This is a genomic window from Hyphobacterium indicum (assembly GCF_003129605.1).
GTDB classification, from domain to species: domain Bacteria; phylum Pseudomonadota; class Alphaproteobacteria; order Caulobacterales; family Maricaulaceae; genus Hyphobacterium; species Hyphobacterium indicum.
In genome coordinates, this window is the sequence record NZ_QBDX01000001.1 from 328,381 (window position 1) to 353,428 (window position 25,048).

Here is a 25,048-nt window from a genome sequence, read left to right on the forward strand (position 1 = left end):
TCCCGTCTATCTAGCCGCACTCAAAATCATCCGCGCCGATGGGGCGGCATTGCGGCGGGAAGCCGTGTTCGCGCCAATAGTCGAGAATGCCGGTTTGACGCATATTGTTCTTGAAACTCCCGGTTTGGCGCCACGCGCGCAATTCCGGCTGCCACTGCGTAAATGGATGGGCATTGGTTGCGGTTGGATCGAGTGGAAGCAAGAGCACCGGGACCAGCGAGCTCGTGTCATTGCCAATGCTGGCCGCATACCGCCAAGCATCTTCTCCCAGATCGGAATGGTCTTCGTCCAGAGTCAGATAGGCGTGGTAGATCTCGCCGATGCGGGGATAGCGCGGCAGCACGGACGACAGGTTCACGGCCTGGGCAAAGGCGGTGTCTTTGCGGAAATGGGCCAGCATCCCGAAATTGGACCATTCGCCCGTAACGAGGCCGGCGAACAGCGACTCCTGGTAGGCTGCCAATGCCTCCCCGGTTCGGCCAAGGGCATAAAGCGTGTCGTAATTATTCTCGGCGCACGGCGCATAGCGCGGCTCCTGCGACAGGCAAGCCTGAAAATCGGCGAGCGCCAGATCCAGATAGCCCATGTTGAAATAGGTGAGGCCGCGCCAGTTGCGCGCCGATCCGTCATGCGGGTCAATGTCCAGTGCACGGGTATACTGGGCAATGATGTCCGAATAATCAGCCCATCTTCCCAGAAGACGGGATTCCTGCGCCCGTGTATTGGCCAGCACGGCGATGGCCGTCGAATTCTCCGGATCAATGTCCAGGGCTTCGCGCGCAAACCGCCTCGCTTCGGCGTTCAGATCCTCCCTGGAGCGGGCGGTCTCACTGTAGTCCGGCAGCAAATGCGTGGCACCGGCCCGGATGGCATAGGCCTGCGCAAATCCGGGGTCGCGGGCAATGGCCTGGTCAAGCAAGTCCATGACGCGGTCAAGATCACGGCGGCCGAGATAAAGGGCCCGCGCCTCCAGATAGAGCGTATAGGCGTCGACATCATCCGTGACGGCTTCGACCGTGATGACCGGCGGCGCGGCATCGTCATCGAAGAACACGCGCAACGCCTCGACAATGGCCGTTGCGATTTCATCCTGCACCGAAAAGATCGCGCCGGCGGTCAGCGGGCGGTCATAGGTTTCCGACCATAAATGCCGGTCATCGCGCGCATCGATCAGCTGGGCGGTAATGCGCACCGTTTCGCCATCGCGGCGGACCGATCCTTCGAGAATATGACGCACACCCAGCCCGTCCGCGATCTCGGGTATGGAATAATCCTCGCCGCGATACTGGAAGGCGGAGGTGCGCGAGGCGACGTCCAGCCCGTCAATGCGCACGAGGACATTCAGGATTTCTTCGGCAATGCCGTCAGAAAAATATTGCTGGTCGCCCGCAGGTGACAGGTCCGCAAAGGGCAGCACCGCGATAGAGGAATCGGAGACGCCCGGACTTTCCGGCACAGGCGCGGCATAGGCCATATCCGGGGTGCCATCGCCTGCGTCTCCGCCCGGATCGCGGATCAGTTGCGCCCCGCCAATGCTGAGGACCACCAGGACAGCAGCGATCAGCACGTAATCACTCGGACCCAGCGGCTTGAACCCTGACGGTGCCTCGATCGCCTCGGTCTTCTTCATGCCGTCAGGCGTCAGCTCGAACGCCCAGGCGATGAACAGCACGATCGGGAAGCCGGTGACCAGTATGATCAGCGCCAGGCTGTCAGCCCAGTCCGGCAATCCCGCCGCCGTGCCAATCGTTGCCACCACCTGCATGACGATCCAGCCCGCCACCAGATAGCCTGCCGCAACGCGGAACACATTCCGGCGCCGGAGTTCTGTGAGAAAGCGTGTCATTCGTCCGGCCAATCGCACGCAAAATCATCCTCGCCAACGGGCCGGCATTGCGGCGGGAAGCCGCGCGCTCTCCAGAGATCATCCAGGTCCCCACGGCGGACCCAGGCTTTCCATCGTGCATTGGCGTACATTTCGCCGCGGAAAGTTTGCCAGAACGGGTTGAAGTTCGCCCAATTGCTGGGCCGGTCGTCGGCGGCCTCGACCGGGGTCTGCGAGAAATAATACTCCATGTCGGACGCCAGCAAGGCATACAGGGTGCGGATAAAACCCCGGCTTTCCGCGGCAAGCGGTTGCATCTCTGCCAGGTTTTGCGCAGCGATGAAGCGCTCGATCAAATCCTCATCTGCCGGAGCCGGGTGGCCGCGGTTGAGCAGGGCGGTGAGCGCGGACTGGGTTCCGGCCATGTCCCCGGCTCTGGCACGGCTCCACATCAGGTTGGCATAGGGGAAGCGCAAACCCGGGTCGATGTCCTTTGCGGCACGGAATTGCGCGTCAGCTTCCTCGAACCGGCCCTGTAAGGCGAGCAGGTTTCCCAACGTATTGCGGAAAATCGCCCCCTGCGGGTCCAGCGCGACCGCATGCTCGGAGAGCTCCAACGCCTCCGCTGCATACCCCACCTTTCCGAGTATCTGTGCGGCCGTGTCGAGGACGTCGGGATCATTGGGAGCCAGGGCCACGGCCCGGTCCAGCATGTCCAGCCCCTCGATCCAGTTCCAGTTCTCGGCCAGCGCCGATCCAAGAAAGGCATGGGCCTGGGCGTCGGCCGGATTGATTGCAATCGCCCGGCGCGCCGTCTCTATGGCCAGGGAATTCCATCTCACCCGAAGCTCGGGCGCAGCTTCGTTGTTGCCCTGACGGTAATAGGGCATCACCCCATAAACACCAGCCAACAGAGTCCAGCCGGGCCCGTATTCCGGGTCGCGCGCCAGCGTTTCGGTCAGCATGGCAGCGGCGAGTTCAAGATTGGCCTGACCGCGCTCTCGAAAGAGCTGCCGGGCATGAAGGAAGGATTCATAGGCGGCCAGATCAGAGGTTCGGGCAACACTGACCGCACCCGTGTCGAGCCCCAGCGAAGTGGCGAGCTCATCGGCAACCGCTCCGGCAATGTCGTCCTGGATGTCAAAAATATCGGTCAGCTCCCGGTCATAGGTTTCTGACCAGATGTGGAAACCATCCGCTGAGCGGATCAGCTGGGCGGTGATGCGCAGCCGCGTGCCCGACCGCCGCACACTGCCTTCCAGCACATGACTGACATCGAGCGCGTTGCCGATTTCGCGCAAATCCTGATCCTGACCCCGATAGGCAAAACTGGAGGTGCGGCCCGCGACCTGAAGGCCGGGAATGCGAACGAGGACATTCAGGATTTCTTCGGAAATGCCATCGGCGAAATAGGCCTGATCGCTATCCGGGCTCATGTCGGCGAAGGGCAGGACGGCGACGGATGCGCCTTCGCCGGCCTCCGCCCGCGCCGCGAGTTCAGGAGCGGTGGCCGCTTGCGGACGGGCCACCTGCTGCCAGATGATAGCCCCTATCAGCACCACGATGCCGCCCGCGATGACATAGTCCAGCCGCCGGGCGGTTTTTCCGGCGATGCTCTGATCTTCCGGTACGGCCGCCGTCAGTTTGACGCCATCGGGCGTGACTTCGAACGCCCAGGCTAGGATCAACGCAATGGGAAAGGCGATGCCGATCAGAACGATGACCAGCGTATCCGTCCAGTCCGGCAGGCCCAGCGGCGCCTCGATCAACGAGACGATCTGCAGCGTCAGCCACCCCACCACCAGATAGGCGGCGGCAACGCGAAACACGTTGCGGCGGCGGAGCTCGGCGAGAAAGTGGTTCATCGCACAATCTCGGGATCATCAATCCAGCCGCACTCGAAATCATCACGTCCAACGGCCTCGCATTGCGGGGGATAGCCGTGCTCGCGCCAGAATGCCGGCAATCCCATTTCGAATATGACAGCCCGCCGTGCCGCCAGAAAGGCGTCGCGGCTGGCCGGCCGGAATCGATCCGGCGAGAATGGGCTCCAGACAAGGTCATGGCTGTTAAGGGTCGGAATAGGCCTTTCATAGTCGCCGTCCCGGCCGTTGAAGCCGTCAAGAGACCCATTCTGACGCAGATAGACGGTGCGGAGCATTTGGTTGACCGCTTCATTCGTCAGGCTGAAATCGGTTTGAAAGCGATACGTCGCCTCGAGATAGGCACCGACCCCGCTTCGCTCCAAAGCATAGGCCAGATTGAGGATTGCCGCAGACTGGTCGCCACGTGCGAAATAGACCGGAACCATGATGAAGTTATTGGAGTTCTGCCGCTCCAGAATCCCTTGCTCGTAAAGCTCCAGCGCCCGGTCGGTATGGCCGCGATAGAGCTCGGCGAAGGCCAGGTGGCGACGGCAAATGGCATAAGCCGGATCACGCTCCAGACAGGTTTCAAAATCCGCAGACGCGGCATCGAAAAACCCGGAGATCAACCAGGCGTAACCCCGGAAATACCAGGAATCGGCACTCGTTGGATCGCGGCTGATCCCGTCATTCAGTTGAACGATAGCTTCGGTCCAGCGTCCTTCCGGGTAGGCCAGGATGCCGCGAACCGAAAACGGCAGCGCCAGATCCGGATCGAGAGCCGTGGCCCGATTTGCTGCGGCAAGGGCGAGCGCATCGAAGTCGCGTTCGTCTGATGGCCCCAGCCATCCTTCCCTGACGCTGTACATCGCGGCGAGCCCCGCCCATCCGCGGGCAAAGTCCGGATCCGCCGCCACAGCGCGTTCAAACTGATCAATCCCTTCGGGAATAGTGTCCGCGGATCGACTGTGGAAAATCGCCTGACCCCGCAGGAAGAGTTCATAGGCATCCAGGTTTTCCGTTCCGGCCGCGACTGCGATCTCTGGCGCCGGAATCCCCAGCGCTTCGCTCAGCGCGGAAACGATTTCAGTCGCAATCTCGTCCTGGATGGCAAAGATGTTTTCCGCTGTGAGGGGCCGGTCAAACGTTTCCGACCACAAATGCCGGTCATTTTCGGAATCGATCAGCTGGGCGGTGATCCGCAGCGTGTTGCCGGCCTTGCGGACCGAGCCTTCCAGTATGTGCCGGACATTCAGTTCCTGTGCGATGGCGGGAATACCCAGCTCGTCACCGCGGAACTGGAAGGCGGACGTACGCGAGGCGACGTGCAAGCCATCGACCCGGGTCAGAACATTGAGTATTTCTTCCGCGATGCCATCGCCGAAATAGGCCTGATCACCCTCCGGTGACAGATCGGCAAAGGGCAGGACAGCGATCGAGGCGGGCGCCGGGCGGGCTGGGTCCACCAGATCCCGGGAGGCTATTACCTCATCGGATGACGTGGGGGCTGGTCCGCGAGTGACGAACTGCGCCCCGCCAATGCCAATGACAACGACGACCGCCGCGATCAGCACATAATCGCTGGGGCCAAGCGGCCTGAAGCCGACGCTTTCACCGCCAGCTTCGGTCTTTTTCATGCCTTCGGGCGTCAGTTCAAACGCCCAGGCGATGAACAGGACTATCGGAAAACCGGTGACCAGCAGAACAAGCGCAAATCCGTCGGTCCAGGACGGCAGGCCGGCCGAGGCCTCGATAGCCCCCACGACCTGCAACACCAGCCAGCCCACGACCAGATAGGCTGCCGCGACGCGAAAGACATTGCGACGACGCAATTCAGCCAGGAGGCGGCTCATGAACGGTCCTCGAACCGGCATTCGAAATCGTCTGCACCTACAGGCCGACATTGAGATGGAAAGCCATGGGCGCGCCAGTAATCAAGAACACCGCGCTGGATAACGGCATTTTTCGCGGCGTCGGAATTCTGGAGGCCTCGATAACCGGTAAAGAACCACCAGCCCGGAATTTCTTCGAGCGGTATTTCGTCATAAGCGCCGAACGCCAGCAGATAGGTCATGGTGATATAATTGTCGCTGCCGGGTTCAAAACCTTCATCGCGCAAGCGGGCTTCGAAACGCAGCCGCGCCGCCTGCCGATCATAATCTTCATCACTGAGGGCGCGCGACAAATCGTCGATAATCCAGCGACTGTTGGAACCTGGTAGAAAGTCTGCCGTTTCGCGCAGCATCATGCGCAAGACGATATCGCGTCCAGACCGGGCTGTGACCCCAAGGAAAGCCGGATAAGATTCAGCATGTTGCGTCGACAGGAGCGGCAGTAAACGCTCAAATGCAACTCCCTCATTTCCCTGACTCAACGCCGCGGCGGCATAATCATAAAGGCAAACCCCATAGCGCGGTTCAATGTCCAGACACCGTCGGGCGCTCTCTTCACGGCGGTCATGAAAGCCGAGATCACGCCAGATTTGACTGAGCCAGAGATGGGCTGTGGCATTGTTGGGATCGGCGGCGATGGCACGCTGATACAATTCAATCGCCAACGCCCAATCAGGGATGTCTCCGTCCGACGCATTTTGAGCCATTGCCGTCAGTCCCAGCGAATTGTCAGGGTCTAGGGCCAAGGCGCGCTCAGATGCCTGTCCAGACAGAGTCGAATAGTCCCGGTCTGAAAAAGCCCATCCGGGTGCAACCCCGTAAGCGACGGCCAATAAAGCCCAGGCACGGGCAAAATCCGGATCGGTCTGCGTAGCGTATTCCAGGCGCTCAATCGCGAGCGGCAGATTTTCATAGTTTCGATTGATGAACAATGTCCGGCCTTCAAGATAGGCATCAAAGGCGCTGATCTCGCTTGTCCCACCGCTTGCTGTCGACGGCAGATTGGTGTCGACGTCCAGCCCCAGCTCGCGTGTCAGCTCGGTCAGGATCGCGGCAGATATCTCGTCCTGAATGGCGAAAATGTTTTCCGCATTGCGCGCCCGATCAAACGTCTCGGACCATAAATGCTGGTCCGTTTCGGCATCAATCAGCTGGGCGGTGATCCGAATCATATCACCGGACGTTCTGACCGAACCTTCCAGGACATGGCGCACCTGAAGACTGGCGGCGATGTCGCGAATACTCAGCGCGCTCTGGCTCTTGAAGGCAAAGGCCGACGTGCGCGATGTGACGTCCAAGGCATCAATCCGGGCCAGTACGTTCAGGATTTCTTCCGCGATCCCGTCGCCAAAATACTCCTGATCTCCGGCTTCTGATAAGTCGGCGAAGGGCAGGACCGCGATCGAGGCGGCCGCCGGGCGGACCGGGTCCACCAGATCCCGGGAGGCTGTTACCGCACCGGATGATGTGGGGGCTGGTCCGCGGGTGACGAACTGTGCCCCGCCAATGCCGATGACAACGATGACCGCCGCGATCAGCACGTAATCACTGGGGCCCACGGGCCGGAAACCTTCATCCGGTTCGGCGGCACCGGTCTTTTTCATGCCCTCGGGCGTCAGTTCGAACGCCCAGGCGATAAACAGGATCACCGGAAAACCGGAGACCAGAATGATGAGGGCCAGACTGTCGGCCCAGTCCGGCAAACCGGCGGCGCTGCCAATCGTGGCAACGACCTGCATGACGATCCAGCCCACGACCAGATAGGCGGCGGCGACGCGGAAGACATTCCGGCGGCGCAGTTCTGATAAAAATGACATCATGCCCGGTCGGCTCCCCCTGCAGCGCGTTTAGCACACGCCGCAGGGGAAAACGAGCCTTCAAATAGAGGGGGTTAGGCCCGGCTGGATTACAGTGGAAACATCAGGGTCCAGAGTGTGCCAGCCGGTTTTCGAACCAGTCCCGGGCCTCGTGCCCGGCGATTTCTTCCAGCATCGCCAGAAGATCGGGTGTCGTATCGATGCCATCGACCATGTAGCGTGTGATGAAGCGGTCGAAAGCCGGACGGCCCAGATAGGTTTCCAGGTGCCACAGCGCGACAGGACCGGCGCGATAATTGACCAGTTCCGGACCGCGGTCGGTGGCTCGCGGAGTCCAGATGGCGGGCAAGTTCTGACCATCAATCTGTGACACAAAGAGATTCATGCGATCAAGAAACACCGCTTCGCCGAATTGCTCGCGCACCGCCATATTGCCGATATATTCGGCGAAGGATTCATTCAGCCAGTTCTCGACGGTGTTGAAATTCGCTCCGAAGCTCCAGTGATGGGACAATTCGTGACACACGAATTGTGTCATGGTTTCAGGCGCGGCATCGGAAATATCTGTCAGCGAAATATAGCTGCGGCGGTTATAGGCGCTGCCGGACCGTCGATTGATCGTGAAATTGATGTGCGGCAGACGATCCATTCCGCCATAGAGCCCGTTCAGATAATCCACACAATAGCTAGCGGCGCCGATCAGAACGCCAGCGCCGTCATTGGCATCACGCAGATCATGCAGGGAAAAACCGTCATGATGCGTGGTGCGGAATGACGGTGCCAGTGTGAAGGCAATATCGAGCGACGGGTCGGTATTGATCACGCGAACACCAGTGGGCATTTGTATCACTTCGCCATTGGCGATGCCTGACCAGGGCGCGCCGACATCAATCGTCAGGTCCGCCGTGAAGAAACCCTGGAAGCTGGCATCTATCGGTAACCAGAATCCGTCGACGGATAATTCGACCCGCTCTGGCGAAATATCGTTGATGTCTGTGTCCATGGGCGCGGGGAACAGGACGCCGTCATAGGTCATCTGGATTTGCCGGCGGCCCCCGGCGTCCGCCGCATCCAGCTGGATGACAATGGCATTGAACGGGCCTTGCGGAGCTATCTGGACATTGGCGACATCGCCGCTCACCTCGACATTGCCGAGCGTGGCGCTCAGCAGGAAGGTTACCATTTGCTGGTCGGGGTCCAGAATCTGGATGTCCCAGTCCAGGTCGATAAAGCCGGTTTCGGTCTGCGCCTCCATCTCACCCTGATAGTGATAGACCGGCTCGCCATACTGGGCATTGGCGCCCGCCGTGATCAAAAACGCGGCACCTGCCGCCATGGAAAGAATTTTCATCAATCGACTCCCTTGTCTGTTCTTTTGGACAAGGATGCGGCCATTCGGCGGATCGGATGCAAGAAGCATCCAATCCGCCGGCGCCGTGCGGGGTGCAGGTCAGGCGCGCAAGCCTACGCCGCCGCCAGCGCGGCCAGCCGCGCATAGAGACCATCGCCCTGCGCCGCGAGCTCGTCATGCGTGCCCTGTTCGACGATCCGGCCGCGGTCGAAGACCAGAATCCGGTCGGCATCGCGGATCGTCGACAGCCGGTGAGCGATGACAATGGTGGTCTTGCCCGCCGTCGCGCTTTCCAGCGCCGCCTGAACATCACGTTCCGTCTCGTTGTCGAGGCTGGACGTGGCCTCGTCGAAGATCAGGATCGGCGCATCCGACAGGATGGCCCGCGCAATGGCGACGCGCTGCCGCTCTCCGCCGGACAGCTTCACCCCGCGCTCACCCACCAGCGTGTCATAGCCTTGCGGAAGACGCTGGATGAAGTCGTGCGCATTGGCACGGATCGCGGCCGCCTCCACCTCCGTGCGGCGGGCCGTTGGCCGGGCATAGGCGATATTTTCCGCAATCGTGCGGTGAAACAGGGCCGGGTCCTGCGGCACCAGCGCCACGGCTTGCCGCAGGCTTGCCTGGGTGACCGAACGGATATCCTGGCCATCAATCCGGATCGCCCCGTCCTGAACGTCATAAAGCCGCTGCAGCAGCTTCACGAAGGTGGACTTGCCCGAGCCCGTCGGTCCGACCAGCGCCACACGTTCCCCCGGCGTGATATGCAGGGAAAACCCGTTATAGAGCCGGGCCTTCTGGTTCTCATAGGCAAAGCCGACCGCATCGAACACGATATCGCCCGCGCCGGGCGTGAAATCCGGCGCATTTTCGGCATCGGCAATCTGCACCGGCAATTCGTCGAAGCCCGCAATGTCCTGGATCTCGTCAAGACCGCGCTGGACATTCTGAACCTCTTCGCCGAAGCGGCGCATATAGCCCGCCATCATCATAAAGGCGGTGATCGCGAAGACGACATCGCCGGGGCTGGCCCGGTCCGCCATCCACATATTGATCAGAAGGCCCGTCAATCCGGCCTGCAGGCCCAGAATGGCGATGATCTGGATCAGCCAGGTATTCACAAAGCGCAGCCAGGTCTTCTTGACCTCCGCCCGCCAGCGCCAGGCCAGCCGCGAAAAACGCGCATCCTCGCGCGATTCCGCACCGAAACTCTTCACCGTCGCAATGCCGCCAATGGCATCGGCGACCGCACCGCCCAGCTCGGAATCAATCGCGTTGGAGCGGATATTCTGCGGCCGGATATAACTATTGGCCGCCCACACCGTCGCGGCCACGAACAGCACGGTGATGCTCAGCGAGAACAGGCCGACCACCCACCACTGGGTCAGCATGTACACGCCCAGCCCCAGCATGACGAAAATCGACGGGAACAGGCCGAACCACATGGTCGCGGTGATGGTGTCATACGCCCACATGCCGCGCGTCACCTTGCGGACCACCGAGCCGGCAAAGGTATTGGCATGCCAGTCCAGCGAGAAGCGTTGCACCTTGGCAAAGGCCTCCGAGACCATGTCGGCCATGTTGGCCGAGGAGAAACGCACCTCGAAGCGCACGGCGATCTGGCGGAACAGATTCACCGTCGCCGCCAGCCCGATGAAGGCCGCATAGGCAGACCAGTGCAGGCCATTGCCGGTATTCAGGGCATCGATCAGCGCCCCGGCCGCGATGGGAATAAAGACATCTGCGCAGGTGGCGATGACGGTGAAGCCGACCAGCGCGGCAAAGAACCACGGACGGCGGCGCCATTGCCGGAACAGGAATCGGACAACGGAAAGATTGGACAGGATGCGCGGGGCGCGATGAGCAGTCTGGGTCATTTCAGAATCGGACAAAACCTGTCCGCCTCATGCTGGTTCGGTCTTTGAAAGGTGGAGGGGATCGCGGGAGAAACCGGAGCGGGCGCGATGCGGGGCATCAACGCGGACAGGTCCGGCAAGAGGCGATCGATCAGCCGCCTTCTAAAGTCGAATCTTGTGCATGGGTCTGAAACGCGCTCCAATGACTGTCTGGGGAGGCGGCTCTTACACGCGCAAAACGGAAAGGGCCAGAAAAAGGTGCGCCGCAAATCGCCATTGGCGCGAAAGCGCGGCATTGAGGCCACACATCTGTGGCCGGGGGGCAATATGGCTGACTATCCAGGGCGGGTGCTGATCATCGCAGGCTCCGATGCCGGCGGCGGTGCGGGCATCCAGGCCGACATCAAGACGGTGACCGCGCTGGGCGGCTATGCGGCAACCGCCATCACCGCCATCACGGTCCAGAATACGCTTGGCGTGTCCGCGGTGCATGCTGTGCCCGTGGATATTGTCGTCGCACAGGCCCGGGCCGTGCTCGATGATATCGGTGCCGACATCATCAAGACCGGCATGCTGGGCACGTCCGAACTTGTCGAAGCCGTGGCAGATCTGCTCGCGGATTATCCCGCTATCCCCCTCGTGCTCGACCCGGTCATGGTCGCCACCTCCGGCGATCAGCTGGTCAGCGAGGCCGCCGCCAGAGCCATCGGTGCCCGCCTGGTGCCGCGCGCCGCCCTGGTCACACCCAATGCGCCGGAAGCGGAAAAACTGACCGGCCTGACGGTGGCCACCACACAGGAACAGGCAGACGCCGGCAAGGCGCTGGTGGAAGCGGGCGCACAGGCGGCGCTGGTCAAGGGCGGGCATCTGGCGGGTGACATCATCACCGATGTGCTGGTAACGCCGCAAATGACCATGATGTTTGAAACCGGACGCCAGCACACCACGAATACACACGGCACGGGATGCACGCTGGCATCGGCGATTGCGGCGCATCTGGCACAGGGACATGATCTGCCGGATGCCATCGAACAGGCTGGCCGCTATCTGTCGGAAGCGATACGCCGCGCGCCCGGCTTCGGTTCGGGCCACGGACCGGTCCATCACGCCTGGAGGGCGGACCGGTAACACTGCGGGGGACGGGCGATGAGGCCTGACCGTGCCCTGCGGATGCGCCGCCGCAATGTCGAGCCCGAGGACTGGACCCCGCCGCGGCGCTAGAACGGAGGGCGCGGGATTTGCCGCCGTGCAATCGCAATCCCGGCGAGAATGATGAACAGGCCGAGATAGGCGTTCCAGCCGATCGCTTCGCCGAACGCCAGGCCGGTGAACAGCGCCACGATCGGTACCAGATAATTGACCAGCGACATGAAACCGGCCCCCGCCCGCGCGATCAGGCCGACATAGAGCACCGTGGCCAGAGCCGTCGGCCCCAGCGCCAGCCAGACCAGCGACCCCCAGCCTGACGCCGTGGCCGGCAGATCATTCACCGTCAATTGCCAGATCCCGAAAGGCGCGCCCCAGAGCGAGGAGCAGATCAGCGCGCCCGAGGCCAGCACGGCCGGATCGGTGCGCGGCGTGCGGCGCGTCATGATTGCATTCAGCGCATAGGACAGGGCGGCACCGAGAATGGCGAGCTGCGCCAGAAAGGTGGGCCCGCCCAGCCCGACGAGGGCGGCGGGCCCGATGAGGATGACGGCCCCGGCAAAGCCGACCGCGAACCCGGCCAGCTTCCAGGCCGTCATCCGTTCATTGGCGAAGAAATGGGCCAGCGCCACCGTCGCCAGCGGCATGATCGCCAGCAGGATTCCGGCCAGCGCCGACGGCAATTGCGTCTGTCCCAGCGGGATCAGGAAAAAGGGCAGGGCATTCCCGAAAAAGCCGAGAAAGGCGAAATACAGCCAGCGCGGATCGGAAAGCGGCGGCAGCCGGTGGCCGCGCAAGTGCGCAAAAGCCGTCACGCACGCAGCGGCAATCGTCAGCCGCGAGAAGGACAGAGCGGCCGGCGGCAGGCTTTCCAGGGTGAAACGGATGAACAGGAAGGCCGTGCCCCAAAGGGCCGCCAGGAAAAGGAGCAGCGCCCAGTCCCTGGGTCCGGCGTGTTCGATATCGCTCATGCGATTGCGGCCGCCATGGCATCGGCGAAGCGCGCAATATCCACGTCATCGGTGTAAAGGTGCGGCGTGACACGCAGGCGCGCGCCGCGCTGGGATACGGAGACGCCTTCCCGGCTCAGGCGCTGTGCCATATCGCCCGGCGCATCCGATGGCAGGGCGAGGCAGAGATAATGCGCCGCCCGCTCTGGCGCATCGCAGGTCACGCCCAGCGGCCGCACCGCCTCTTCCAGTGCCCGTGTGCGCTCCAGCAATGCCGCGCTGAGCGCTTCCGTGCCGAGCGCATTCAGCCATTTCAGCGATTCCAGCGCCGCCGGGACCAGCTGGAAGCCGGACCGTTCACCCATGTCGAAGCGCCGGGCCCCGTCCTGATAATGATCGGAATAGTCCACCAGCCGGGCAAAATCCTCGGCCCCTTCGCGGACAATCCATCCCTCTTCCAGGGGCCGTCCGCCCTGATGCTCCGGTGCGATATATGTATAGCCCAGCGTGTACGGGCCGAGCAGCCATTTATAGCCCGCGGCAACCGCAAAATCCGGCCGGATCGCGGCCAGATCAAATCGCGACGTGCCCAGCGATTGTGTCAGGTCCAGCACCAGCCGCCCGCCCTGCGCGCGCAGCTTGTCCGAGACCGCCGCCAGATCCAGGCGTCCGCCATCCGCCCAATGGGTCTCGGGCAGGGCAGCGATCGCGGTCTGCGGGCCGATGGCGTCCAGCACCGCCTCGGTCCAGCTCTGGTTGGCGGAGCGCGACACGGCCTTGACCGTAGCGCCTGCGCGGGCGGCCTTCTCGCGCCAGATATAGACATTCGACGGAAACTGCTCTGCCAGGGTGAGGATGTGCTGCCCTGGCTCCAGCGGCAAATTGCGGGCGGCCAGTGCGAGGCCATAACTCGCTGCGGGAATGAGGGCGATGTCATTCGCCGTCGCGCCAAACAGTCTTGCCGCCTCGGCGCGCAGCGCTTCCGGCTGGTCGAAGAACTGGTCCTGGATGCCCATTTCCCACGGCCTCATGCGGCGGTCATAGGCCGCTTGGCCGGCCGCGGCGGCGGCGCGCGGCATCGGTCCCATATAGGCGCAATTGAGATAGGCGAGATCACGCGGCAGATCGAAGAGCGGGCGGTAGTCGGAATTCATCATGCGCGAGCATCTGGACCGCCGCGCCCATCGCGTCAAATCAACAAAGCCGGAGGTTTGAAACACATTGCGAATTGACCGTCCGTATGTGGCGGGGCTAGTCCGGAGAAAACGCCGGGACCCGTCATGACCGAATATTCCAAACCGCATCTTCGCCCTTTTGATCCGCGCTTTTCCTGCGGCCCGACCAAGAAGCATCCGGGCTGGTCTGCCGATCAGCTGGCCAATGGCATGCTGGGGCGCAGCCACCGTGCCAACGGACCCCGCCAGCGCATCGTCGAGGCCTATGAGCGGACGGCGGCGCTGCTCGAATGCCCGGCGGATTACAAGGTCTCGATGGTGGCCGGATCCGATACCGGGGCCATGGAATCGGCCATGTGGTCGTTGCTTGGCCCGCGCGGCGTGGATGTCTTTGCCTGGGATGTGTTCGGCGGACGCTGGACCAAGGATGCCCGCGACGAACTGAAATTGCAGGATTTGCGGATTTTCGAGGCCAACGGCGGCAAGACACCGGATTTCAGTCAGGCCGACCCGTCACGCGATATCGTGTTTACTTGGAATGCCACCGCATCCGGTGCACGTATTCCGCATACGGACTGGCTGGGCGAAAACCGCGAAGGCCTGACCATTGTCGATGCCACTTCGGCAGCTTTCGCCATGGAGCTCGACTGGTCGAAAATCGATGTGCTGACCTATTCCTGGCAGAAATCCCTTGGCGGCGAAGCGCAGCACGGCATGATCATCCTCGGGCCGCGCGCCATCGAACGCCTGTCGCAGCACAGGCCGGCCTGGCCGGTGCCGCGCATCCTGCAGCTGCACAATGCCGAAGGCACGGGCGTCAACGAGGAAATCTTTGACGGCAAGACGCTGAACACCCCGTCCCTGCTCTGTTTCGAAGACTATCTGATGGCGCTGAAATGGGCCGCGCGGGAAGGCGGGCTTCCGGCCCTGATCAGCCGCGTGGACCGGAATTTCGCCGCACTGAGCGGCTGGGTCGAGCGCACGGACTGGATTGACTGGCTGTGTGAAGACGCCGCCACACGCTCGCCGGTCTCGGTGACGCTCAAATTCGCCGAGCCCGACATCGCCGCGCTGGATCAGGACACACAGTGGCAGCTGACCCGCAAGATGGTCGCCCTGCTGGAGCGCGAGAATGCGGCGCTGGATGTCAATCCGCACCCCTCGGCTCCGGCCGGACTGCGCATCTGGTGCGGGCCGACCGTAGAGGCCGATGATATTGCGGCGCTCGGCCCCTGGCTCGACTGGGCCTATACCGAAGCGCGTGCCGAAATGTAGCTTTGCGTGAGGCGCAACGCGTTCTAGACTGATGGCCAACGTCAGACTGGCGTGACCAGGTAGGGGATAGGTTCATGAAAACATGTGTTCTGGCTGCAATGGGCGTGGCGCTATGGTCTGCGCCGGTACTGGCAGATGACCATGACTGGGAATTCCGGCTCGGCGTGACGGCCCATGACCTGTCCGATCATGTCGAGGATGGTCCGAACATCACGCTTGGCCTGGTCGGTCCGCAGATCGAGGCCTTGCGGATGATCTGGACCCCGCGTCCCTATCTCTATTTCTCTCACAATACGAATGGCCTGACCAATTTCGGCGGCACCGGCCTGGAATGGGATTTCGATATCACTGAAAACCTGTCCTTCCAGCCCGCTTTCGGCCTGTCCTACAATGACGGTGTCCGCGACATTGACCGCACGGCCCCGCCCAGCGATCCCAACCGCATCCGTCTGGCCACCACGCGGTCACTGATGGGCGAGCACATTCTCTTTCACACCACATTCGCCCTGAATTACGAGCTCTCCGACCAGATCACGGTCGGCGCCTATTACGAGCACATTTCCCATGGCCAGATTCTCGGCAGCGGCCGCAACCAGGCGCTCGACAATGCCGGTATCCGCTTCGGCTATCGCTGGGGTGGCCGCTAACCCGTTCCGTACTGCCGGCCGGATGCAAGAGCGCCGCTGATCCGGGGGTGGATCAGCGGCGCAACGCATTCCGGGAGGACAGACAAAGGGACCGGGAGTCCTACTCCCCGGAATGCGTGTCCGGATCATCCTGCTGACGGACATAACGTCCCGTAAACCAGACATCCCAACTTTCGGTTTCAGCATTATACTGTGTGAAATGCTGTGTCACGCTGCCATCCTCATTCGGGGTCCACAAACCCCGGAACGGAGCGCGATTACCATTGCCATGGTAAAAAATTTCACCTTCCAGCGCCATCGCGCCGTCTTCATTCAGCCCGCCCGTATAATCGATATAGGCCCCCGCGCTCATCCAGGTCTGGCGCCAGGCATCTTCCAGCGGATCATAGTAATTCATCGAAAAACCGCGGCCGCCGCGAAGCCCGCTCCAATGCTCCTCGATCAGGCAACCGCCCTGGGTCTTGCGGATGGAATTTGTGCCCGCCAGCTGGCCCTGTGGATTGTAGACATTCCACTCTCCGACCCAGAAATTGAAATCACCACGGTTTTCCATCCCGTCGCATCCCGGCGGGGTCTGGGCCCATGCGGCGGGCGAGGACAGGGCTAGCAATCCGGCAACAGCCAGCATTTTCCGGTACATGATATCTCCTTCGGTTCTGGAGGCTTTCAGAACCCAGATTAGGCTGATAGACCGCGCTTGGCGTCTCACATTCCCGTGAGGCGGTGCGGCATGAGCGGAGAATTTCCAGATGGCCAATGTGACCGTCGTCGGCGCGCAATGGGGAGATGAGGGCAAGGGCAAGATCGTCGACTGGCTCTCGCATCGTGCAGATGTCGTGGCACGCTTCCAGGGCGGGCATAATGCCGGGCACACACTGGTGGTCGGCGACAAGACCTACAAGCTCTCCCTGTTTCCATCGGGGGTCGTGCGCGGCAAGCTGTCCGTGATCGGCAATGGCGTGGTGGTGGATCCCTGGGCCTTCCGCGACGAGAAAAAGCGGCTCGAGGATCAGGGCGTGAACATCACGCCGGATCTGGTGAAAGTCTCCGAAACCGCCAGCCTGATCCTGCCGGTTCACCGCGAGCTCGATGCCCTGCGCGAGAATCGTGATGACGGCATGGCCATCGGCACCACACGCCGCGGCATCGGCCCGGCCTATGAAGACAAGGTCGGCCGCCGCTCCATCCGCGTCTGCGATCTCGCCGACCCGGCCTCGCTCCCCGCCAAGGTGAAAGACCTGCTGCATCACCACAATGCGATTCGCAAAGGGCTCGGCCAGCCGGAATACGAAGCCGCCGAGCTGATTGCCGCGCTGGAAGAGATCGCCCCGGTTATCCTGCCCTATATGGCACCGGTCTGGCGCGATCTCGATGCGGCGATAAAAGACGACCTGAAAATCCTGTTCGAAGGCGCACAAGGCACCATGCTCGACGTCGATCATGGCACCTACCCTTACGTCACCTCGTCCAATACGGTGGCGGGGCAGGCCTCGGCCGGAACCGGTGTCGGACCCAAGAGCGCCGGCTATGGGCTGGGCATTGTGAAGGCCTACACGACCCGCGTGGGCGAAGGCCCGTTCCCGACCGAACTGAAGGATGAAACCGGGCGGCTGCTGGGCGAAAAAGGCCGCGAATTCGGCGTCGTGACCGGCCGCCAGCGCCGCTGCGGCTGGTTTGATGCCGTTCTGGTGAAACAGGCGGTGACGGTCGGCGGCATTGACGGCGTGGTGCTGACCAAGCTGGACGTGCTCGACGGTTTTGATGAGCTGAAAATCTGCATCGCCTACGAGATTGATGGCGAGCGCTATGACCGCCTGCCGCCGGAACGCGGCCTGCAGGCGCGCGCCAGACCGGTCTATGAGACGATTGAAGGCTGGTCGGATTCCACCTTCGGCGCTCGCGAATGGGGCCAGCTTCCCGCCGCCGCCGTCAAATATGTGCGCCGCGTCGAGGAACTGATCGGCGTGCCGGTGGCCATGCTGTCCACCAGCCCCGAGCGCGAGGATGTCATCCTCGTCACCGATCCCTTCCGGGGCTGATTTCCCGACGGCTCATGGCCAAAATCTCCTGCCTCTGTTAAGCTGGCCGCCAACAGGGGAGGAATCCGATGACTGACAAACGGAAGAAGAATCGCCGCCTGTTCCTGAAATCTGCCGCAGCCATGGGCCTGGCGGGCATGGGCGCGAAGGCGGGTGCCCAGGAAATTCAGCGTGTGCCCCGTCCGGTCCTTCCAGGCCGTGTCCTGCCACAAACCGGCCGCGCTGTTTCGCAATCCCGCAATTATGCCATGGTGAGCGCCCGGCAAGGCCTTGATGCGGTGAACCGTCAGGCAGCAAGCCTGTTGCGCAATGACAGTCTTGTGCCACAGGGCGAAGCCGAGCGAACCACCGGACTGGTGCGCGACCTGGTATCCCAACTCGATAATGATTTTACCGGCGTTATCCGTATCGATCTGGCCTATGGCCCGGACGGCGATCCGCGCGTCTTCAGCTGCGGAAACAATACGTGCGGAAGCAATACGTGCGGAACCAATACCTGCGGTACCAATAATTGCGGATCGCAGACCTGTGGCTCGAATTCCTGCACCTCGAACGCGTCAGCAGGCATGCTCAGCGAAGGCCGGTTACCCGAAGCCGGGCGTGAGCAATGGCGGATCATGCAACAGATGGAGCGTGAAATGGACAACCGCTATATCGAGCTCAACGTCATACAGGTCGATTAGACCAGCTGTTGCTGCCAATGCATGATGGCCAATCCAGAGCCGTGACCGGCGATCAGCTGGTCGCTTCGCAATTCAATTGCTTTGTGCCGTCGGCTTTCGACGGGATTATCCTCATGTACAATACGGCCAGCGGGGCTTTTGCGGCTGTCAGCGCGGGTGAATTCGAGGACATTGCAGCTCTGTTCGACAATCCGGGCTCCGCATCGCCGGAGGATATCGCCGGTCTGGTTGAAGCCGGCTTCCTCGTGCCCGCCGGTTATGATGAGCGCGAAGCGGTCCGCCAATCCTATTTCGAGGGCCGGGCGGCCGAGACCGGACTGAATCTGACGATTGCGCCGACAGTGAGCTGCAATTTCGCCTGCTCCTATTGTTTCGAGGAACATCCCAAGCGCCATTTCTCCGATGCCGACCTGCGCGCCGTCTCCGCCTATGTCCGGGACAATCTGGAAGCAGGCGCGCCGCTCAACGTGACCTGGTTCGGCGGCGAACCGCTCGCCGCTTTCCGGCAGCTCACCGAACTCGATGCCGCTTTGCAGGAAATCACGGATGAGCGCGGCTCGGCCTACACACAATTCATGATCACGAACGGGTCGCTTCTGACAGAAAAACGCATTGCCTATTTTGCTTCGCGCCCGGGCTTTACCGGAGCGCAAGTCACGATCGACGGCCCGGCGGACATTCATGATGGCCGCCGGTTCACCAGCGCCGGCAAGCCCAGCTTTGACAAGATTCTTGTCAATCTGAAAGCCATCAAGGGCCGCTTCCCGGTCAGCCTGCGGATCAATCTCGACCGTGAAAATGTCAATCGTATTCCCGAACTTATTGATCTGGTCATCGCGGAAGGCCTGGCGGGCTATGTCAGCCCCTATTTCGGGCATGTCGTAGATTATACGGATGAGTGTGGCGATCTCGGCGGCACCATGTTGTCGAGGGAAGAATTTGCAGCCGCAGAAGTGAGATTGTTGAACCTGATGATCCGCAAGGGGTTGCGCCCCGGCTTCGAATTGCCGCGCCCGCATGCCGGAAGTCTTTGCGTCGGTGATGCGCCGGGTGGAGCGGTGATTTCACCCGGAGGACTGGTCTTCCGTTGCTGGAACGAGACGGCTCTGCCGGAAAGCGAAGCCTATGCCCGCATCGGCGAGAACGGAGCGGTCGCTGTGAATAGTGTGAAGGAAAGCCGCGACCAATTCTGGAAGGATTATGACCCCTTCACGCATGCTGAATGCCGGACCTGTTCCGTTCAGCCCCTGTGCAAGGGCGGCTGCCCATGGGAGGCGGAAAAGCGTCCGGTGGACGGGCCAGGGCATTGCACGCCGCTTCGCTATAACTTGCCCGACATGCTGCGTTTGATCCATCTGCGCGACAGTATCGACGAGATCGGCTCAACGGATTTGCCACCCCTGCCACGTCAGACCGTCTAACCCAGACCGCGGGCAATCTCCTGTATGGCCAGCCAGCCCGCCTCGACATGGCGCGGCTCGGTATAGATCTGCCCGGTGACCATGCGCAGCACGACGCGGCCATGGGCGGTGGTCCGGGTCAGATAGAGCCGGCCGCTGTCATTGATCGCCCGCACCAGCCGCATGTTCAGCGCGTCCAGCGCGGCCTCGTCCATCCCGCCCGGATTGTACCGGAAGGCGGTGAGCGCAAAGCGCCGCGGCGCCATGATTTCAAAGTCCGGCGTGGCCGCGATCCGCGTTTCGAGCGTCTTGGCCATATCGATATGCTGGCGGACCATGGCGCGCAGCCCGTCGGCCCCATAGCTGCGGATCACGAACCACAGCTTCAGCGCCCGGAACCGCCGGGCCAGGGCCACGCTCCAGTCGCGGTATTCGGGCATCTGTTCACCGTCCGGCGATTCCAGATAGGCGGGGGAGATGGCCAGCGCATCCACCAGCTCCGCCGGATTGCGCATATAGAAGGCCGAACAGTCGAAATTGGTGAACATCCATTTGTGCGGGTTGAAGACATAGGAATCCGCCAGCTCGATCCCGTCCATCCAGTGGCGTTCCTCCGGCAGGATCATGGCCGTGCCCGCCCAGGCCGCATCGATATGCAGGAACACCTCCTCCTGCTGGCAGATTTCACCGATGGCGCGGATCGGATCGACCGAGCCCAGCCCCGTTGCGCCGAGGCAGGCGACCACACAGCTCGGGGCCAGCCCCGCCGCCCGGTCGGCCCGGATCGCGGCGGCCAGCTCTTCCGGCCGCATGGCAAAATCGGGGCCGGGCGTCATCTTGCGCACATGGTCCGAGCCGATGCCGCAAATCCGGGCCGCTTTCTCGACCGAGGAATGGGCCTCGGCCGAGGCATAGACCACGGGCGCGCTTTCCCCCGCCAGGCCGCCATGCGCGGCGCGGCGCTGTGTGACGCGCTCGCGGCCGGCGATCAGGGCGCACAGATTGGAGGCCGAGCCGGAGTCCTGGATCGTGCCGGTAAATGTATCGGGCAGGCCGGACATTTCGCGCAGCCATTCCATCATCCGGGTTTCCAGCTCGTTGGCCGCCGGCGAGGTCTCCCACAGCATGCATTGCGCGCCGAGAGTCGCGGTCAGCATTTCCGCCAGCACCGAGGGCGGACTGGAATTGGCGTTGAAATAGGCAAAGAAACTGGGGTGCTGCCAGTGCGTGATGCCGGGCATGATCAGCGTTTCAAAATCGGCGAAAATCGCATCCATGGGCTCGCCGCCAGAAGGGGCATGAGCCGGCAATTGCTTCAGAAGATCACCAGGACGGACCTGCGAACGCACCGGGCGGGTTTCAACCGTCTCCAGATAATCCGTCATCCAGTCGGAAAAGCGGTGCGCCTGCGCGCGGAAGTCCTCGAATGTCATGCGGGCCGTCCTGCGAATGGAAGATTGGGCGGAAATTGCGGCGAATTGGGATCAGCGGCAATCCCGGTATCGGTCTTGTGATCCCGCAATGCTCAAATCTGTCGGTAATTTAATCATCCGGCAGCATCCCGGTTGGCATCACAGGGATGAAAGTGAGGGCAGATGACTCATCGGCGCGTTAGAACCCTGCTGTCAGATCCGGATCTGACACTTCGTCTCAGCTGGTATGAGCCGGGTGAGACCATGGCCGCCCATGCGCACGGCCACGGGCAGGTCTCCGTGCTCATGGCCGGCGGTTTCCGGGAAATTTCCGATGCCCGGACCGCCGATATCGCCACGGCCCATATTGGCTACAAGGCAGCGGGTCTGGATCATGCCAATCATTACGGAGAGACCGGGGCGCTGATCCTCTCCCTGAATTTCGAAACCGGCCGGCAGGTACCACAAAGGGCCTGGAACTGGCGTCATGCCGACGCTGACGAAGTGGCTCTGACCCGGCAGATTGTGGGTGCGGCGCTCATGCCCGGCGAGCTGCGCAATGCCGCTGCGGACCTGATTGCCGCGGCCGCCACGTGCGCCTCGCCCTCGGGCCCGCCCCCCGGATGGGCGCTCCGGCTTCGCGATCAATTGAGAGCAAATGAGTGCATCGATCTCGACCGGGCGGCCGATGGTTTCGGCATTCATCGCGGGCATTTGTCCCGCGGTTTCCGCAAATGGTTTGGCGTGCCGCCCAGCCTCTATGGCCTGCGCTGCCGCATGAGCCATGCCGTGCGTGAACTGGCGCGCGGAGAAACCGCCGCGCAGGCGGCGGTCACGGCGGGCTTTTCTGATCAGAGCCACATGATCCGGGTCCTGAAACGCGAAACCGGGCTGACCCCGCAACGTCTGACCCGGATGCTCGCCGCCTGAGGTGAAATCCGTTCAATTCAACAGCATGCTGCCTTCCTATCCTGATTGCCGATATGACAATCAGGAGCTACCTCATGAGAATGATCGCTGTCTGCGCCGTTCTGGCGGCGGCTATGACCGGACCAACAGCAGAGGCGCAGGATATTCCGGCTGCTACGGAACGGATGAATGATTATCTCGACCGGTTTTCAGACAGTGTTGGTCCCGGCTATGCCGTCGTCATTGTTACAGCGGACGATGTACTGATCAATCGGGCAGAAGGGCTTCGCCGGGCGGCAAACGGCGCACCGCTGACCTCGGATACACCAATGTATATTGCTTCCCAGACCAAGGCGTATGTCGGCCTGCTGGGGGCAGTGCTCGATGAGCGGGGCATTCTTCCGCTGGACACACCGATCGACACTTACTGGCCGCAGGTCCGCTGGCCGGACAGTATGGACCCGGCGGACTACACACTGCGCGACTTGCTGACCCACCAGGTCCCCTTCCGGAATACGCTGATCACATTCCTCGAAGCCAATATCATGAATATCGCCATGGAGGACTATCCGGAGTTGATGTCGCTTGCGGCCACCCCGCGCGATCCGGGATTCCGCTATGACAACATCGGATACAATGTCTATGCAGCGATACTGGAAACGGCGACCGGCCGCAATTGGCGCGACTGGCTGGATGAAATTGTGTTTGAGCCGCTTCAGCTTGAGCACACATCCACGCGGACATCTGATTTTGGCCTGGAAGAATTGTCCTGGGGCCATCTCTGGTTGGGCGAGGAAAACGGCTGGTATGATGTGCAGCCCAAGACGGATGGCATGATGCAGTCGGCGGGCGGGATCGTCACATCACCGAATGATATGATCACATGGCTCCAGCTCCAGCTTCGGGGCGAAGCTCCCGAGGCCGGCCTGACCCACAGCATGTTGCAAACCGCCCAGACGTCCTATGTTGAAACCGGCCGGGAGGATGCCGAAAACCCTTATGACATGCCTTGTTCAGGATATGCTCTGGGCTGGGAATTGTGCACTTATCAGGATTTCGACGTTCACATTCACGGCGGAACCTTCACCGGAAACCGCAGCATGATGGCGTTCGTGCCGGAGGAAGGTGTCGGGATTGCCGTGTTCAGCAACTCCGACAATATGACGGGCTGGTGGACGCAGACCGCCGTCAGGATGTTCCTGCATTTCCTGTCCGGTGATCCTGAAGCCGATCAGATGGTGAGCGACAATATCGACCGGTATGCGGCGATAACCCGGAATTATCTTGGCTGGCGGCTCGAGCAGGTCGCCGAAAATGAGGCGGACAGTGTCTGGCAGGGTTGGGACTGGAGTCCGGACGCCGAACTCCTGTCGGAATACGCCGGCAGCTACCGGAATGCGAGCCTCCCGATCAATCTTGATCTCCGCGTCTCCGGAGATGGCCTGGAAGCAACGATGGGCGGCTATTCAGCCAGCTTGCGGCCGGCACGGATTGATCTGTTCGGTGGACGCTCGCACCCGCTTGAACCCTTCGACCAGGTGCGCTTCGAACGTAACGAAACCGGCGAGATCATTGCGTTTGACTGGGGCGGACGCAGGTTTGACCGGCGCCACTGACCGTCATCGGCGTGTTGCCGCGGATCGTCCCGAAGCGGTCAGCCCGCTTGTGCCAAGCTCTTGACTCGGACATGGTTTTGCCGCCGCGGCTTCAGCGCCATGGCCGGTTTTTCGACCCCCACCCGCATCAGCCAGCCGCTGACGAGCGCGCCGGGCACCATGACGGCAAACAGCAGGGCCGCGCCTGCGCCGGGAAACAGCGCCAGCGTCATCTGCCCGATCGGCCAGTGCAGGATATAGACGCCATAGGAGACATCCTCGACGTCGCGGATGGCCGTACCGGCCCGGCCCGGGATCCGAGCAAATCCGGCCCACAGCGTGACATAGGCCATGGCGATCTGCCCGGCGATCATGGATGAAGGCGTGTCGCGCAGAAGAAAGGCGGTCAGGACCAGCAGGACGGCCCAGCCCGGCGCCAGCGGAATCCGGTCGCGCCAGGCAAACATCACCGCCCCGGTCATGAAGGCCCCGCCAAAGCGCGCCGCGGCAAACAGCGTGCCTTCGCCAATGCCATTATAGGGCATCAGCAGCTCGACATCGGACAGAAGCGCCGCTGCGGCGAAAATGGCGAGGATGCCCCACTTGTTCCGGAACAGGCCGACAGCCGCGAGCAGGCCCGCTGCCAGATAGGCCAGCAATTCATAGCGGATCGTCCACAGCGGGCCATTCATGTCGGTCAGCGGGTGGCTGGCGAACACGCCGGGCAGGCTCGCCTGCGGGTCCAGCTGAAAGACGATGAGCAAGGGAAACAGCCAAGTCTCCGGCGCGCTCCAGTATTCGGCCAGCGGCAAGGCGGTAAACAGCGGTCCCACCACCATCCACAGGATCAGCATGGCGGCGATCAGGCCCGGGAAGATCCGGAACACCCGCGCCAGCGCATAATGTGTCATGTCGCCCGAGCGCATCAGGCTGGCCGCGATCATGTAGCCGGACAGGATGAAAAAGCCGTCGAGCGCAAACTGCACCGCGCCATCGACGAATGCCGGGAAGGCTCCGGTGACCGGCAGACCCATGGGCAGCATGATGGCGTGCCCGGCCAGCACCAGAAAGGCAAAACTGATGCGGATCGCCGTGAAATTATTGGCACGGTCTTCCAGCCGCCCGTGGGCGCCGGCAAACAGATTTCCGGTCCGGTTTGATACGCGCATCTGGCGCCTCCGCTTCAGGGAGGGTTGGCACGCAAGAAGCGC

19 protein-coding genes are annotated in these 25,048 nt (G+C 62.0%); 8 read left to right on the top strand and 11 right to left on the bottom strand.

All coding sequences use genetic code 11. The features are described from left to right. Nucleotides 1-10: 10 nt before the first annotated feature. The 6 genes from DBR16_RS01585 to DBR16_RS01610 form a co-directional block, all read right to left on the bottom strand. Nucleotides 11-1,846, bottom strand: a complete 1,836-nt coding sequence (locus DBR16_RS01585; RefSeq protein ID WP_109259488.1) for a tetratricopeptide repeat protein — start codon at nt 1,844-1,846, stop codon at nt 11-13. After that, nucleotides 1,843-3,690, bottom strand: coding sequence for a tetratricopeptide repeat protein (locus tag DBR16_RS01590; RefSeq protein WP_109259489.1), 1,848 nt, complete (start codon nt 3,688-3,690; stop codon nt 1,843-1,845). Before DBR16_RS01590 ends, DBR16_RS01585 begins: the two co-directional genes overlap by 4 nt. Continuing rightward, on the bottom strand, nt 3,687-5,543 hold the full coding sequence (locus DBR16_RS01595; RefSeq protein WP_109259490.1) for a hypothetical protein: 1,857 nt from the start codon (nt 5,541-5,543) through the stop codon (nt 3,687-3,689). Before DBR16_RS01595 ends, DBR16_RS01590 begins: the two co-directional genes overlap by 4 nt. Next, nucleotides 5,540-7,402 carry a hypothetical protein gene (locus DBR16_RS01600; protein WP_109259491.1) on the bottom strand — a complete coding sequence of 621 codons (1,863 nt, stop codon included), beginning with the start codon at nt 7,400-7,402 and terminating at the stop codon, nt 5,540-5,542. Before DBR16_RS01600 ends, DBR16_RS01595 begins: the two co-directional genes overlap by 4 nt. Nucleotides 7,403-7,502: 100 nt before the next feature. Next, complete coding sequence (locus DBR16_RS01605; protein ID WP_109259492.1) at nt 7,503-8,750, bottom strand: M1 family aminopeptidase; 1,248 nt, start codon at nt 8,748-8,750, stop codon at nt 7,503-7,505. Between the two features lie 113 nt (nt 8,751-8,863). After that, the gene (locus DBR16_RS01610) at nt 8,864-10,627 is read right to left on the bottom strand and encodes an ABC transporter ATP-binding protein (protein WP_109260001.1); all 1,764 of its coding nucleotides are present in this window, start codon (nt 10,625-10,627) and stop codon (nt 8,864-8,866) included. A 306-nt stretch (nt 10,628-10,933) separates the two neighbouring features. On the opposite strand from DBR16_RS01610, the gene thiD reads away from it, so the two are divergent. Next, complete coding sequence (gene thiD / locus DBR16_RS01615; protein WP_109260002.1) at nt 10,934-11,734, top strand: bifunctional hydroxymethylpyrimidine kinase/phosphomethylpyrimidine kinase; 801 nt, start codon at nt 10,934-10,936, stop codon at nt 11,732-11,734. Nucleotides 11,735-11,823: 89 nt separating this feature from the next. Here the strand turns inward: thiD and DBR16_RS01620 are convergent, their stop codons facing one another. Further along, a complete protein-coding gene (locus DBR16_RS01620) occupies nt 11,824-12,723 on the bottom strand; it encodes a DMT family transporter (protein ID WP_109259493.1) in 900 nt (299 codons plus the stop codon). Then, a complete protein-coding gene (locus DBR16_RS01625; protein WP_233347488.1) occupies nt 12,720-13,859 on the bottom strand; it encodes an aminotransferase class V-fold PLP-dependent enzyme in 1,140 nt (379 codons plus the stop codon). The genes DBR16_RS01620 and DBR16_RS01625 overlap by 4 nt, the downstream gene beginning before the upstream one ends. A 123-nt stretch (nt 13,860-13,982) precedes the next feature. On the opposite strand from DBR16_RS01625, the gene DBR16_RS01630 reads away from it, so the two are divergent. Continuing rightward, on the top strand, nt 13,983-15,152 hold the full coding sequence (locus DBR16_RS01630; protein WP_109259494.1) for a phosphoserine transaminase: 1,170 nt from the start codon (nt 13,983-13,985) through the stop codon (nt 15,150-15,152). Nucleotides 15,153-15,226: 74 nt separating this feature from the next. Then, nucleotides 15,227-15,799 (top strand): acyloxyacyl hydrolase, encoded by a 573-nt coding sequence (locus DBR16_RS01635; protein WP_109259495.1) that lies wholly within the window; start codon nt 15,227-15,229, stop codon nt 15,797-15,799. A gap of 100 nt (nt 15,800-15,899) precedes the next feature. On the opposite strand, the gene DBR16_RS01640 is transcribed toward DBR16_RS01635, so the two are convergent. Further along, nucleotides 15,900-16,439 carry a hypothetical protein gene (locus tag DBR16_RS01640; protein WP_109259496.1) on the bottom strand — a complete coding sequence of 180 codons (540 nt, stop codon included), beginning with the start codon at nt 16,437-16,439 and terminating at the stop codon, nt 15,900-15,902. A gap of 109 nt (nt 16,440-16,548) precedes the next feature. On the opposite strand from DBR16_RS01640, the gene DBR16_RS01645 reads away from it, so the two are divergent. The 3 genes from DBR16_RS01645 to DBR16_RS01655 all read left to right on the top strand — a co-directional run bounded on the left by DBR16_RS01645 (nt 16,549) and on the right by DBR16_RS01655 (nt 19,942). Continuing rightward, nucleotides 16,549-17,838: an adenylosuccinate synthase gene (locus DBR16_RS01645; protein ID WP_109259497.1), complete on the top strand. Its 1,290-nt coding sequence runs from the start codon at nt 16,549-16,551 to the stop codon at nt 17,836-17,838. 68 nt (nt 17,839-17,906) lie between these two features. After that, on the top strand, nt 17,907-18,521 hold the full coding sequence (locus DBR16_RS01650; protein WP_109259498.1) for a hypothetical protein: 615 nt from the start codon (nt 17,907-17,909) through the stop codon (nt 18,519-18,521). 41 nt (nt 18,522-18,562) lie between these two features. Continuing rightward, nucleotides 18,563-19,942 (top strand): radical SAM/SPASM domain-containing protein, encoded by a 1,380-nt coding sequence (locus tag DBR16_RS01655; protein ID WP_161539364.1) that lies wholly within the window; start codon nt 18,563-18,565, stop codon nt 19,940-19,942. Here the strand turns inward: DBR16_RS01655 and DBR16_RS01660 are convergent. Next, nucleotides 19,939-21,354 (bottom strand): pyridoxal phosphate-dependent decarboxylase family protein, encoded by a 1,416-nt coding sequence (locus DBR16_RS01660; RefSeq protein WP_109259500.1) that lies wholly within the window; start codon nt 21,352-21,354, stop codon nt 19,939-19,941. The genes DBR16_RS01655 and DBR16_RS01660 overlap by 4 nt on opposite strands. 162 nt (nt 21,355-21,516) lie before the next feature. Here DBR16_RS01660 and DBR16_RS01665 point away from each other — a divergent pair, with 162 nt between their 5' ends. Together DBR16_RS01665 and DBR16_RS01670 are read left to right on the top strand one after the other, a co-directional pair. Beyond that, complete coding sequence (locus DBR16_RS01665) at nt 21,517-22,263, top strand: helix-turn-helix transcriptional regulator (RefSeq protein ID WP_109259501.1); 747 nt, start codon at nt 21,517-21,519, stop codon at nt 22,261-22,263. 74 nt (nt 22,264-22,337) lie between these two features. Then, nucleotides 22,338-23,858 carry a serine hydrolase domain-containing protein gene (locus DBR16_RS01670; RefSeq protein WP_161539365.1) on the top strand — a complete coding sequence of 507 codons (1,521 nt, stop codon included), beginning with the start codon at nt 22,338-22,340 and terminating at the stop codon, nt 23,856-23,858. Between the two features lie 38 nt (nt 23,859-23,896). Here the strand turns inward: DBR16_RS01670 and DBR16_RS01675 are convergent, their stop codons facing one another. Then, nucleotides 23,897-25,006 carry an acyltransferase family protein gene (locus tag DBR16_RS01675; protein WP_109259503.1) on the bottom strand — a complete coding sequence of 370 codons (1,110 nt, stop codon included), beginning with the start codon at nt 25,004-25,006 and terminating at the stop codon, nt 23,897-23,899. Between the last annotated feature and the right edge of the window lie 42 nt (nt 25,007-25,048).